General features: G+C 66.4%; 9 protein-coding genes. 8 read left to right on the plus strand and 1 reads right to left on the minus strand.

Going from position 1 to position 13,203, the window contains the following annotated elements:
* Positions 1-359 precede the first annotated feature (359 nt).
* The 8 genes from glnE (at position 360) to QMX96_RS14190 (ending at position 10,421) form a co-directional block, all read left to right on the plus strand.
* Positions 360-3,296, plus strand: coding sequence for a bifunctional [glutamate--ammonia ligase]-adenylyl-L-tyrosine phosphorylase/[glutamate--ammonia-ligase] adenylyltransferase (glnE, locus tag QMX96_RS14155; protein ID WP_282361933.1), 2,937 nt, complete (start codon positions 360-362; stop codon positions 3,294-3,296).
* 163 nt (positions 3,297-3,459) lie between these two features.
* On the plus strand, positions 3,460-4,509 hold the full coding sequence (waaF, locus tag QMX96_RS14160; protein WP_043863657.1) for a lipopolysaccharide heptosyltransferase II: 1,050 nt from the start codon (positions 3,460-3,462) through the stop codon (positions 4,507-4,509).
* Position 4,510: 1 nt separating this feature from the next.
* Positions 4,511-5,569, plus strand: coding sequence for a lipopolysaccharide heptosyltransferase I (waaC, locus tag QMX96_RS14165; RefSeq protein WP_054915991.1), 1,059 nt, complete (start codon positions 4,511-4,513; stop codon positions 5,567-5,569).
* Positions 5,569-6,693 (plus strand): glycosyltransferase family 4 protein, encoded by a 1,125-nt coding sequence (locus QMX96_RS14170; protein ID WP_088514278.1) that lies wholly within the window; start codon positions 5,569-5,571, stop codon positions 6,691-6,693. The genes waaC and QMX96_RS14170 overlap by 1 nt, the downstream gene beginning before the upstream one ends.
* Positions 6,690-7,496 (plus strand): lipopolysaccharide core heptose(I) kinase RfaP, encoded by an 807-nt coding sequence (gene rfaP, locus QMX96_RS14175; RefSeq protein WP_058541815.1) that lies wholly within the window; start codon positions 6,690-6,692, stop codon positions 7,494-7,496. The genes QMX96_RS14170 and rfaP overlap by 4 nt, the downstream gene beginning before the upstream one ends.
* Entirely contained in the window at positions 7,496-8,230 is a 735-nt protein-coding gene (locus tag QMX96_RS14180; RefSeq protein ID WP_043863661.1) for a lipopolysaccharide kinase InaA family protein, read from the plus strand. The genes rfaP and QMX96_RS14180 overlap by 1 nt, the downstream gene beginning before the upstream one ends.
* Positions 8,227-8,979: a lipopolysaccharide kinase InaA family protein gene (locus tag QMX96_RS14185; RefSeq protein WP_054915989.1), complete on the plus strand. Its 753-nt coding sequence runs from the start codon at positions 8,227-8,229 to the stop codon at positions 8,977-8,979. The genes QMX96_RS14180 and QMX96_RS14185 overlap by 4 nt, the downstream gene beginning before the upstream one ends.
* Positions 8,979-10,421: a lipopolysaccharide kinase InaA family protein gene (locus tag QMX96_RS14190; RefSeq protein WP_282361935.1), complete on the plus strand. Its 1,443-nt coding sequence runs from the start codon at positions 8,979-8,981 to the stop codon at positions 10,419-10,421. Before QMX96_RS14185 ends, QMX96_RS14190 begins: the two co-directional genes overlap by 1 nt.
* Here QMX96_RS14190 and QMX96_RS14195 read toward each other — a convergent pair.
* Entirely contained in the window at positions 10,394-13,156 is a 2,763-nt protein-coding gene (locus QMX96_RS14195; protein ID WP_282361936.1) for a DUF6543 domain-containing protein, read from the minus strand. The genes QMX96_RS14190 and QMX96_RS14195 overlap by 28 nt on opposite strands.
* Positions 13,157-13,203 lie beyond the last annotated feature (47 nt).

Raw genomic sequence — 13,203 nt, forward strand, 5'->3', positions numbered from 1 at the left:
TCCAGAATCGGTTGCCTGAGTTTGCGACTGGCCTTTTGGGCAGACGACATGAAATTCTTGGATTACCGGGCGTTGTACCGGCGGCGTGTAGTTTTACTACAAATCGATCCTCATTACATGCGTTGACAGTAAAAAAGCAGTAGTAAAACTACACGGATAAGGCTCGTGGCCCCTGTTCGGGTTGTGGGATAAAACGATACCGGTGGTTAAAAACTGGTCGGCATGCGGTTGTTTGCGATGATTTCTATCAAAGAATTACGTTTTTCAGCTATTTATGACCTTTGTACGACAGTCGAACCGTACGCCGAGTTCCCTTGCACAAGTGCCACCAACCCTTTCACGCCGATCAAGGATAGACCATGAGCCTGCCCCTGCTGGCCGAACTGCCCGCTGCCCTGCAACCGCTGGTCAGCCGTAATGCCACCTCTTTGCGCAACGCCGTCGCGGCCGTCGACGGGCTGAGCCTGGACGACTGGAACGAGCAGCGCTGGGCCGAGTTCGCCCGCGTGGCGGCAGCCAGCGATTTCGTGCTTGAACAGAGCGTGCGCGACCCGGCGATGCTGCTGGCCCTAGCCACCAGCGGCGAGCTCGACCGCGCCTTCGCCGCCGGCGAATTGTGTGCCCAGGTGGCCGGTGCGGCGCAGGCCGCCGGCAGCGAAGACGAACTGGCGCGCAACCTGCGCCGCCAGCGCACCCGCCAGCAGGTGCGCATCATCTGGCGCGACCTGACCCGCCAGGCCGACCTGGTGCAGACCTGCCGCGACCTGTCCGACCTGGCCGATGCCGCCATCGACCAGGCGTATCAATGGCTGTACCCGCGCCTGTGCGCGCAGTTCGGGACCCCCACCGGCAATCGCAGCGGCCTGCCCCAGCAGATGGTGGTGCTGGGCATGGGCAAGCTGGGGGCGGTGGAACTGAACCTGTCGTCGGACATCGACCTGATCTTCGCCTACCCCGAGGGCGGCGAAACCGTGGGCGTGAAGCGCCCGCTGGACAACCAGGAGTTCTTCACCCGGCTGGGCCAGCGCCTGATCAAGGCACTGGACCCGATCACCGTCGACGGCTTCGTGTTCCGCGTCGACATGCGCCTGCGCCCCTACGGCTCGTCCGGCGCGCTGGTGCTCAGCTTCAATGCACTGGAGCAGTACTACCAGGACCAGGGCCGCGACTGGGAACGCTACGCCATGATCAAGGCCCGCGTAGTGGCCGGCGACCAGCAGGCCGGCGCGCAGCTGCAGGACCTGCTGCGCCCGTTCGTGTACCGGCGCTACCTGGACTTCTCGGCGATCGAGGCGCTGCGCACCATGAAGCAGCTGATCCAGCAGGAGGTGCGGCGCAAGGGCATGGCCGAGAACATCAAGCTGGGCGCCGGTGGCATCCGCGAGGTGGAGTTCATCGCCCAGGCGTTCCAGCTGATCCACGGCGGGCGCGACCTGAGCCTGCAGCAGCGACCGTTGCTCAAGGTGCTGGCGACGCTCGAAGGCCAGGGCTACCTGCCGCCGGCGGTGGTGAGCGAGCTGCGTGAAGGGTATGAGTTCCTGCGTTATACCGAACACGCCATCCAGGCCATCGCCGACCGCCAGACCCAGATGCTGCCCGACGACGAACTGGACCGCGCACGTATCGCCTTCATGCTCGGTTTTGCCGACTGGGCGAGCTTCCACGCGCAACTGATGCACTGGCGCGGGCGCATCGACTGGCACTTCCGCCAGGTGATCGCCGACCCCGATGAAGAGGAAGGCGAAGAGGGCGAAGTGGTGGTCGGTGGCGAGTGGCTGCCCCTGTGGGAAGAAGCCCAGGACGAAGAGGCCGCCTGCCGCCAGTTGACCGACGCCGGCTTCGCCGATGCGGCCAGGGCGCTCAAGCAGCTGGCCAGCCTGCGCGCCAGCCCGCAGTTGCGCGCCATGCAGCGCCTGGGCCGCGAACGCCTCGATGCCTTTATACCGCGCCTGCTGGCGCAGGCGGTGGAGCATGCCGACCCGGACCTGGTGCTCGAACGCGTGCTGCCGCTGGTGGAGGCCGTGGCGCGGCGCTCGGCCTACCTGGTGCTGCTGACCGAAAACCCCGGTGCGTTGCGCCGCCTGCTGACCCTGTGCGCCGCCAGCCCGTGGATCGCCGAGCAGATCACGCGCTTCCCGCTGCTGCTCGATGAACTGCTCAACGAAGGCCGCCTGTTCAGCCCGCCCCAAGCACCGGAGCTGGCCGCCGAGCTGCGCGAGCGTCTCACGCGCATCCCCGAGGATGACCTTGAACAGCAGATGGAAGCGCTGCGTCACTTCAAGCTGGCCCACAGCTTGCGCGTGGCCGCCTCGGAAATCGCCGGCAACCTGCCGCTGATGAAGGTCAGCGACTACCTGACCTGGCTGGCCGAAGCCATTCTCAACCAGGTGCTGGCCCTGGCCTGGCGCCAGACCGTGGCGCGTCATGGCCAGCCAAAGCGCAGCGATGGCAGCCTGTGCGACCCCGGCTTCATCATCGTCGGCTATGGCAAGGTCGGCGGCATCGAGCTGGGCCACGGCTCGGACCTGGACCTGGTGTTCATCCACGACGGTGACCCCCAGGCCGAGACCGATGGCGCCAAGCCCATCGACAGTGCGCAGTTCTTCACCCGCCTGGGTCAGCGCATCATTCACCTGCTGACCACCCAGACCAACTCCGGCCAGCTGTATGACGTGGACATGCGCCTGCGCCCGTCCGGCGCTTCGGGTTTGCTGGTGAGTTCGCTGGGCGCCTTCGAGCGCTACCAGCGCAACGAGGCCTGGACCTGGGAACACCAGGCACTGGTGCGTGCGCGGGTGCTGGTGGGCTGCCCGCAGGTGGGGGCGGCCTTCGAGGGGGTGCGGGCGCAAGTGCTGGGACAGGCCCGCGACCTGGACAAGCTGCGGGCCGAAGTCAGCGACATGCGCGCCAAGATGCGCGACAACCTCGGCACCCGGGCGACCCAGGCCGGGCTTGGGCCCAACGCCTTCGACAGCGGGGTTGCCTTCGATATCAAGCAGGATGCCGGTGGTATCGTCGATATTGAATTTATGGTGCAATACGCGGCCCTGGCCTGGTCCCACACGCACCCGGCACTGCTGCGCTACACCGACAACATCCGCATTCTCGAAGGGCTGGAGGAGGTCGGGCTGATGCCGGCCAGCGATGCAATTTTGTTGCGTGAAGTGTACAAGGCCTTCCGCTCCGCCGCGCACCGCCAGGCCTTGCAGAAGCAGGCCGGGGTGATCGACGCCGGGCAGTTCGTCGACGAGCGCCGGCAGGTACGGCGCATCTGGGGCGAGCTGGGGTTGACCTGAACACGGGCTGAACAGCCACCAGGCGATACGGCGCAATGAAGCGGCGGCGACCACGTCCTACACTGAGTGGCGTACACTGGTCGCACCACGCCTGATTATAAAGAGGGGAGGCCAGGCTGTTGGAAAACAGGCTGTAGCCTCCCTGATCGTTTCTGGATAAAGCATGAGAATTTTGATCATTGGGCCCAGTTGGGTGGGCGACATGGTAATGGCGCAGACGCTGTTCCATGTGCTGAAGCAGCGTCACCCCGCGTGCGTGATCGATGTGCTGGCACCCGAATGGAGCCGCCCGATCCTCGAGCGCATGCCCGAAGTGCGCCAGGCCTTGAGCTTCCCGCTCGGCCACGGCGCGCTGGAACTGGCCACGCGCCGGCGCATCGGCAAGTCGCTGGCCGGTCAGTACGACCAGGCGATCCTGCTGCCCAATTCGCTCAAGTCTGCGCTGGTGCCGTTCTTTGCCGGTATCGCGCAGCGCACCGGCTGGCGTGGCGAGCTGCGCTACGGCCTGCTCAACGATGTGCGCACCCTCGACAAGGCGCGCTACCCGCTGATGATCGAGCGCTTCATGGCCCTGGGCTACCCCGCCGGTGCCGAGCTGCCCAAACCCTATCCGCGCCCCAGCCTGCAGATCGAGACCGCCAGCCGCGATGCGGCGCTGGCCAAGTTCGGCCTGAGCCTGGACCGCCCGGTGCTGGCGCTGTGCCCCGGCGCCGAGTTCGGCGAGGCCAAGCGCTGGCCCTCGGAGCATTACGCCAAGGTCGCGGAAATCAAGATTCGCGAAGGCTGGCAGGTGTGGCTGTTCGGCTCCAAAAACGACCATGCGGTAGGTGAATCGATCCGCGAGTGGCTGATCCCGGGCCTGCGTGAAGAGTCGGTGAACCTCAGCGGCGAGACCTCGCTCGCCGAGGCGATCGACCTGCTGTCGTGCAGCGATGCGGTGGTGTCCAACGATTCGGGGCTGATGCACGTGGCCGCAGCGCTCAATCGCCCGCTGGTGGCGGTGTACGGGTCGACCTCGCCGGGCTTCACCCCACCGTTGGCCGACCAGGTCGAGGTGGTGCGCCTGGGGCTGGAATGCAGCCCGTGCTTCGATCGCACCTGCCGCTTCGGCCACTACAATTGCCTGCGTCTGCTGGAACCGGAGGCGGTGGCCTCGGCGTTGCAGCGGCTCAACGGTCCGTCGCTGGTCGACGTCACGGTCGAGGTCGATTAAGTTGCGGGTACTGTTGATCAAGACCTCCTCGCTGGGGGATGTCATCCACGCGCTGCCGGCACTGACCGACGCGGCGCACGCCATTCCCGGCATCCGCTTCGACTGGGTGGTCGAGGAAGGCTTCGCCGAAATCCCCACCTGGCACCCTGCGGTCGATCACGTGATCCCGGTGGCCATCCGTCGCTGGCGCAAGAACCTCTGGCAAACCTTGAAGAACGGCGAATGGCGCCAGTTCAAGAAGCGCCTGCGCGAGCGCAAGTACGACCTGGTGATCGACGCCCAGGGCCTGGTGAAAAGCGCCTGGCTGACCCGCTACGTCAAGGCGCCGGTGGCCGGGCTGGACCGCTACTCGGCACGCGAGGGGCTGGCCAGCCGCTTCTACGACCGGCGCCTGTCGGTGGCCCGCGGGCAGCATGCGGTGGAGCGGGTGCGCCAGCTGTTCGCCCTGGCGCTGGGCTACGACCTGCCCTCGGGGCTGGGTGACTACGGCCTGGATCGCTCGCGCCTGGAAGAGATACCCACCAAGCCCTACGTGGTGTTCCTGCATGGCACCACCTGGGACACCAAGCACTGGCCCGAACTGTACTGGCGCCAGTTGGCCGAACGCCTGGGGCGTGCCGGCCTGCATATCTGCCTGCCATGGGGCAACCCGGCCGAAAAGGCCCGCGCCGAGCGCATCGCCCAAGGCCTGAAGAACGCCCAGGTGCTGCCCAGGCTGAACCTGGCCGGGGTCGCCCGGGTGCTGGCTGCCGCCAAGGCCTGCGTGGCCGTCGACACCGGCCTGGGGCACCTGGCGGCGGCACTCGATGTGCCTACCCTGTCGCTGTTCGGCCCTACCAACCCGGGCCTGACCGGGGCCTACGGCAAGGCCCAGGTGCACCTGGGCAGTGACTTCCCCTGCGCCCCGTGCCTGCAGAAGAAGTGCACCTACAAGCCGAGCGCCGACGACCGGCGCCGGTTCGATCTCAAACGCGAGTGGCCGCTGTGCTTCACTCGCCTGAACCCCGAGCGTGTGGCGAGCCAGTTGAGCGCGTTGCTGCGGGCAGAGGATGTGCGTTGATGCAACTGGCCTTTGTGCTCTACAAGTATTTCCCCTTCGGCGGCCTGCAGCGTGACTTCATGCGCATCGCCCTGGAGTGCCAGCGCCGTGGCCACCAGATCCGGGTGTATACCCTGATCTGGGAGGGCGACGTGCCCGAGGGCTTCGAAGTGCTGGTGGCGCCGGTCAAGGCGCTGTTCAACCATCGGCGCAACGAGAAGCTCACCGACTGGATGCAGGCCGACCTGGCCAGGCGCCCGGTCGACCGCCTGATCGGCTTCAACAAGATGCCGGGGCTGGACGTGTACTACGCCGCCGACGGCTGCTTCGAGGACAAGGCGCAGAACCTGCGCCACTCGCTGTACCGCCGCTGGGGCCGCTACCGCCACTTTGCCGAGTACGAGCGTGCGGTGTTCGGCAAGGACGCCAAGACCCAGATCCTGATGATCTCCGAGGTCCAGCAGCCGCTGTTCGTCAAGCACTACGACACCCCCGCCGAGCGCTTCCACCTGCTGCCTCCGGGCATCAGCCAGGACCGCCGGGCGCCGGCCAATGCCGCCGAGATCCGCGCCGAGTTTCGCCGCGAGTTCAACCTGGCGGACGACGAGCGCCTGCTGGTGCAGATCGGCTCGGGCTTCAAGACCAAGGGCGTGGACCGCAGCCTCAAGGCGCTGGCCGCCTTGCCCAACAGCCTGCGCAAGCGCACCCGGCTGATGGTCATCGGCCAGGACGACCCCAAGGTGTTCCAGCTGCAGAGCGCGACGCTGGGGCTGACCGAGCAGGTGCAGTTCCTCAAGGGCCGCAGCGATATCCCGCGCTTTCTGCTCGGGGCCGACGCACTGATCCACCCGGCCTACAACGAGAACACCGGCACCGTGCTGCTCGAAGCCGTGGTGGCCGGGTTGCCGGTGCTGGTTTCGGCAGTGTGCGGCTATGCCCATTACATCGCTGAGGCCGATGCCGGCCTGGTGCTCGACGAGCCGTTCGAGCAGGAGCAACTCAACCGCTACCTGCAACGTATGCTCGAAGACGATGCGGCGCGTGCCGATTGGGGCCGCAACGGCCTGGCATTCGCCGACACCGCCGACCTGTACAGCATGCCGCAGCATGCGGCCGACGTGATCCTGGCGCAGGAGCGCGCATGAAACTGATACTGGCTGAACCCTTCAAGCGCCTGTGGGCCGGGCGCGATGCCTTCGACGCCGTCGAGGCCCTGCAAGGCGAGGTGTACCGCGAGCTGGAAGGCCGGCGCACGCTGCGCACCGAGGTCGAGGGCAACGGTTATTTCGTCAAGATCCACCGCGGCATCGGCTGGGGCGAGATCTTCAAGAACCTGTTCACCGCCAAGCTGCCGGTGCTCGGTGCCGGACAGGAATGGCAGGCCATCCAGCGCCTGCACGAAGTCGGCGTGCCGACCATGACCGCGGTGGCCTACGGCGAACGCGGCAGCAACCCGGCGACCCAGCATTCGTTCATCGTCACCGAGGAGCTGGCGCCCACCGTCAGCCTCGAGGACTTCAGCCTCGACTGGGTCAGGACGCCGCCGGCGCCGCGTCTCAAGCGTGCGCTGATCGCCGAGGTGGCGCGCATGACCGGCATGATGCACCGCGCCGGGGTCAACCACCGCGACTGCTACATCTGCCACTTTCTGCTGCACACCGACCGCCCGGTAACCCCGGACGACTTCAGGCTGTCGGTGATCGACCTGCACCGGGCCCAGACCCGCGCCAGCATTTCCCGACGCTGGCGCGACAAGGACCTGGCCGCGCTGTACTTCTCGGCGCTGGACATCGGCCTGACCCGACGCGACAAGCTGCGCTTTCTGCGCGGCTACTTCCAGCAGCCGCTGCGCCAGATCCTGGCCGAGCACGCCACCTTGCTGCGCTGGCTGGAGGGCAAGGCAAACAAGCTCTACGAGCGTAAACAACGGTATGGGGACGCGCTCTGATGGCGGGTTGGACACTGGAGCCGGCCTACGCGGCCCTGGCACAGGATTTCGGCAGCATCGACGCGGTGTTCGCGCTCAAGGGCGAACGCCTCACCCACGACCCGCTCAGCGAAGTGATTCGCGTCGAGCGCGGCGGGGTGAACTACTACGTCAAGCGCTACACCGGCGCCGGCAAGGGCCTGCGCCGCTACCTGGGGCGCCCGCGGATCAAGGCCGAGTGGCAGAACCTCAAGCAGTTCGCCAAGTGGGACATCCCCACCGCCGAGGTGGTGGCCTGCGGCCTGGAACGGCGAGGCTTCGCCTTCCACCGGGGCGCCATGATCACCCGCGAGCTGCCGCGCACCGAGGACCTCTCGGCGCTGGCCAAGCGCAACGACCCGCGTCTGGCAGATGCCGGCTGGGTCGACCATGTCAGCCGACAGCTGGCCCGCCACACGCGGGTGATGCACGATCATCACTTCACCCACAACGACCTCAAGTGGCGCAACCTGCTGGTCGATGACAAGGGCATGCTGTTCTTCATCGACTGCCCGACCGGTGCGTTCTGGGTCGGCTTCATGCTGCGCTATCGCATCACCAAGGACCTGGCCTGCCTGGACAAGGTGGCCAAGTATCACCTGTCGGCCACCCAGCGCCTGCGGTTCTACCTGCAATATCGCCGTCGCGATCGCCTGAACGCGTCGGACAAGCGCCGCGTGCGGCACGTCGTGACGTTTTTCGAGGGGCGCGAATGAGTGATTTCCTGGCCAGTGCCGAAGCTGCACTGCTTGAACGCCACGGCCTGAACAGCTTCGAGGCACTGTGGGCGCTGCAGCTGGACGCCGTGGACGAGCCCAACACCGGGCGCGGCGGCTGGAGCCGCGTGTACCGCCTGGAGCTGGAGGGCAAGGGGTTCTACCTCAAGCGCCAGAGCGACTACCTCACGCGCACCCTGCACAGCCCCTTCGGCGAGCCGACTTTCGCCCGCGAGTTTCGCAACATCAAGCGCTACCAGAAGCTGCAGATCCCGGCCTTGCAGGCGGTGTTCTACGCCGAGCGCAGGGTCGACGGCGAGCGCCGCGCGATCCTGATGACCCGTGCGCTGGATGACTGGAGCGATCTTGACCACCTGCTCGGGCAGTGGCCGCAACTGGCCCTGGAGCAACGCCAGGGCATCCTGCGCGCCTGTGGCGAACTGGCCCGCACGGTGCACGCGGCGGGGCAGGTGCATGGCTGCTTCTACCCCAAGCACATCTTTTTGCGCGAGCGCAGCGAAGGCTGGCAGGCGCAGTTGATCGATCTGGAGAAAACCCGGCCGCTGCTGCTGGGCCAGCGTGATCGCCTCAAGGACCTGGAGCCGCTGCTGCGTCGTGCCGGCGCATGGAGCGAGAGCGATGTACGGCTGATGCTGGCCGCCTACCTGGAGCAACCGGCCGACAGTACGCTGGTGGATACCTGGCTGCAGCGCCTGCTGCATCGCCGTCGTGAAAAAGAGGCCCGCTGATGCGTTTGTCTGAACTCAAGGACGCCGGGCGCAGCCCGCAACTGCCATTGAGCATTGCCCTGGCCGACGCCGCCGGGCCGGCCGAGCTGCAACTGCTCAGCCTGCTGCGGGTGCTGCCGGGGCAGCGGTATGTCGGTGCCGGGATCTGGCGTGGCAAGCCGGTGCTGGCCAAGCTGCTGGTGGGCAGCAGCGCCGCCCGCCACTTCCAGCGCGAACTGGACGGTGCGCGCCTGCTGGCCAGCCAGGGGCTGACCACGCCGTTGCTGCTGGCCGACGGCCTGCGTGAAGGCGAGGGCGGCTGGCTGCTGTTCGAATTTCTTGAGCACGCCCACAGCCTGGCGGATGCCTGGGCGGCGGTCGAGGGCCTGCCGGTGCTTGCCGATGCCCAGCAGGAAGTGCTGGGCGAAGCCCTGCGCGCCGTGGCGCAGATGCATGCCAAGGGCCTGTGGCAGGCCGACCTGCACCTGGACAACCTGCTGCGCCATGGCGGGGAGCTGTACCTGATCGATGGCGCGGGGGTGAAGGCCGAAACCCCGGGCCAGCCGCTGTCGCGTCAGCAGGTGCTGCAGAACCTGGGGGTATTCTTTGCGCAGTTGCCCAAGCGCCTGGAGCCCTTCGTCGAGGAACTGCTGGTGCACTACGTGCTGGTCAACGGCGAGCATGCGCTGCCGCTGGAAGCCTTGCAGAAGCAGATCGACAAGGTGCGCAGCTGGCGTCTGAAGGACTACCTAGACAAGGCCGGTCGCGAGTGCACGCTGTTCAGCGTGCAGCGCGGGGCCTCGGGCCTGCGCGCGATCCGTCGATCGGAGGTGGCGGCCATGCTGCCGGTGCTGGAGCAGGCCGACGCGCTAATCGACCAGGGCCACCTGTACAAGACTGGCGGCGCGGCGAGCGTGGCACGGGTCGAGGCGGGCGGTCGCAGCCTGGTGCTCAAGCGCTACAACATCAAGAACACCGCCCACTGGTTCAAGCGCTTCTGGCGCCCCAGCCGGGCCTGGCATTCGTGGATCGAAGGGCATCGCCTGGAGTTCCTCGGCATCGCCACGCCCAGGCCGCTGGCGGTGCTGGAGCAGCGTGTGCTGGGGCTGCGCAGCCGTGCGTACCTGGTGACCGAGTATGCCGACGGGCCGGACCTGATCGAGAGCTTTGCGCCCTACGTCGACAGCGCCGAGGTGCCAGAGGAGCAGCTGCAAGCGCTGCAGACCCTGTTGCAGCAGCTGATGGGCGAACGCATCAGCCACGGCGACCTGAAGGGTCACAACCTGTTCTGGCAGGACGGTCAATGGTCGCTGATCGACCTTGATGCGATGTGCCAGCACGCCACCCAACTCAGTTTCGCCAAGGCCTTCGCCCGTGACCGGGCGCGGTTGTTGCGCAACTGGCCGGCGGACAGTGCGTTGCACCAGCGCCTCGATCAGCTGTTGCCGCGCATTACCGAGTAATCGCCCGGCAGCGCCATCCAGTCGCTGCTGAGGCCCGTCTGTCGCACCCGTACCTGCCAGGCCGAGGCTTCCCGGCGCACGGTGGCCCATGCCGGCACGGCGGCCTGTCGTGATGGCGGGATCAGCAGGTGATAGTGGGCCTGCACCAGGTGGCCACGCAGCAGCAGTTGCCCGGCTTGGGTGTGAAGGTACAACTGACCCTCGTCTTCGAACAGCCCTGCCAGGCCCTGCACGGCAGTGCCATGCAGGGCCGTGGTGCTGCGGCAGTCGTCGAACAGCTGGTGCAGGTCGGGCAGGCCGTCGTGCCAGAACACCGGCGAATCTATACACCAGTCCCCGTTCTCCAGGCGTTTGAGTGGCAACTGCAGGTAAGCATTGGGCTGGTCCGGGTCGATCACTCGCCAGCGCCTGCCGTCGAAAGTGACCTGGTAGAAAAGTCCCTCCTTGTCTCCCACGTAGTACTGCGGCACGCCGGGATAGGGAGACGATTTTTCGTAGATCCCTTCTTCGTGGATGTCATCGATGCGGTAGCGCAGTTTAGCGCTGTCGACCTTGACCGAAAGACGCTTGGGCAGTGGCAGCGGGGGCCTATGCGGGAGGTTGCGCAACAGGCGGCGTACGCGGGTAGAGCCGCCCATGCTGCTGGTGAGTGCATCGCCGAACTGGCCCAGCGCCTGGTACGTGTGCCGCCATACACCCTCGCGGTCTTCCTGTGCCAGGGCTTGAGCCCCTTCCCAGATGGCGAGTGCCATACGACCGAACGCCAGTGGGGTCAGGACGCGGTTGGGCAGGACCAGGCAGATCAGATCCACCAGTAGCCAGGCGCCTTCGATGGCCAGCTCTGCATCGACCTGACCGGTGGTGCGGCTGCCTGCGTCGGCCTCGGCCAGCAGGGCCTGTACTTCGGCGTTGTACATTGCCTTGAACAGGTGGCCCTCGATGGGCGGGCGCTGCACGTGCGGGCCGAGCCGGCCCTTGAGCAGCATTTTGCCCACACTGTCCGCCAGGGCGTGGGGCAGCCGCTTGAGCACATAGCTGCGCAATTCCGGGGTGTCCCTCAAGCTGCGCAGCAGTTCGCGGGTATTGCGGTATTCGCGCCAGGGGCGTCGGTCTGGCACATCCGGCGCGTATAACACAAACGACGGCACGCTCTGATCCTCGACACCTATCAGCAATACACCCTCGACCGTGCTGCCCTTTACAAGCAGTTGGCGTACTTGCAGGCGGTGGCCTTCCACGCTGGGGCGCAGGCTGCTGTCGGCATGCTGCAAAACGGTATTGGCCCACTGGTAGCCGCGCTCGCGACGGTCGGGTGCGAAATGCCCGGCATAGCGCGCCTTGATCACTTCGGCGCGCATGCGGGCGTGGCTGATACGTATGTAGGCGGCCTGTCGCCAACGACCGTCGGCTGAATCGAGCAACTGGCTGCGCAGGAAGTCGGCATAGCTGCTGCCCACATTCAGGCTGCGCACCAGCTGTTTCAGGTACCCAGCGTCCACGCCCGGCACGGGCTTGCCGCCGGTGTCATGCACCCGGGCCGTCAGCCAGTAGTCCACATCCAGCCAGGCGACATTGAGCAGGGCCAGTTCCTGCAGGCTGTAGGTAGTGCTTACCAGCTCGATGGTGTCGCCCACCTGAGGCCGGCTAGCTGCCGGGATATAGCTGCTGGGCAGCAGTGGGTTGAGCAGCGGGCCGATCTGGCGTGCCTGGGTGACACTGATGCGCAGGCGTGTCGGGTCCAGGTCCAGGCCCAGGTCATGGTGCAGGCGCTGCCTGATCTGCCTATCGGCCCAGGCCAGCAGGCTGTTGTGCTGGCGGAACTGCTCGAGGGTGGGAATTCCCGGTGCGCCAGCCTGTTCGAAGGCGATGGCCAGTTCTTGCAGACTCTGCGTGATCTCGCTGAGGCCTTGCTGGGAGGTGTTGCCGATCCAGGCGGGCAGGTTCTTTTCCAGCAGCAGGGCGTAGCGAGTGGCCAACGCGCCCTGACCCAGGATGTGCTGTTCAACGTTCAGTGCCTGCGCCCGCAGGGCTTGATGTGGCGGGTCTGCACGCCAGACGTTCGCCAGGCGTGCACGTTGCGCGTCGTACAGGCGTTCGATCTGGTGCTCCACGGCGTCGTCGGCAAACCAGTCATAGCGCAGGCGTTCGGCCTGCGTGGCCTGTTGCGGATCATCAGGGCGCGTGAGCAGACGCAGCAGTGGCAGCGCCTGCAACGGGTCGTCCAGCCGTTCGCTCAGTTCTACATGCAGGTCGGCCAGGCTGTCGAAGGCTTCGATGCCGTGGGCCAGGCTGCACAGCAGCACGCGCCCGACCTGCTCGTGGGCCTCGATGACGCGACCTTGCGGGCCGTTTTGCGTCAGTACCAGTACACCGGCCAGGTGTGCCCGCCAATTGGGTCGGCTGGTGCTGAGCAACGGACGGTAGACCTGTGGGCGTGTATCCAGCGGCAGGTGCAGGCGTTGCCAGCTGTACGGCAGATCCAGCAGGTTTTGCAGCAGCGAGACGTGCGTCGGCGTGAGGGTTTCGTCGGTCTGGCGCAGTATCAGTTCTGCCCGCAACTGCTCGCGATGCAACTGCACCAGACGCTGTTGCCGGGTGGCCCCGGCGGTATCGGTCTGGGCCCACCAGGCGGCGAGGTCGCCGTGCAGCTGCGTGCGGTTCGGGCTGTCGGGAAGGCCCTGGAGCAGGGCCTTGATCTGCAGATTCAGGGATTCGAGGCGTTCTAGCGGTTTCATGGCACGGCTCCTGAAAGAGGAGCGGGCCATGCTAGGAGGTACACAGT

This window comes from Pseudomonas sp. PS01300 (genome assembly GCF_029960155.1).
Lineage (GTDB): Bacteria > Pseudomonadota > Gammaproteobacteria > Pseudomonadales > Pseudomonadaceae > Aquipseudomonas > Aquipseudomonas palmensis.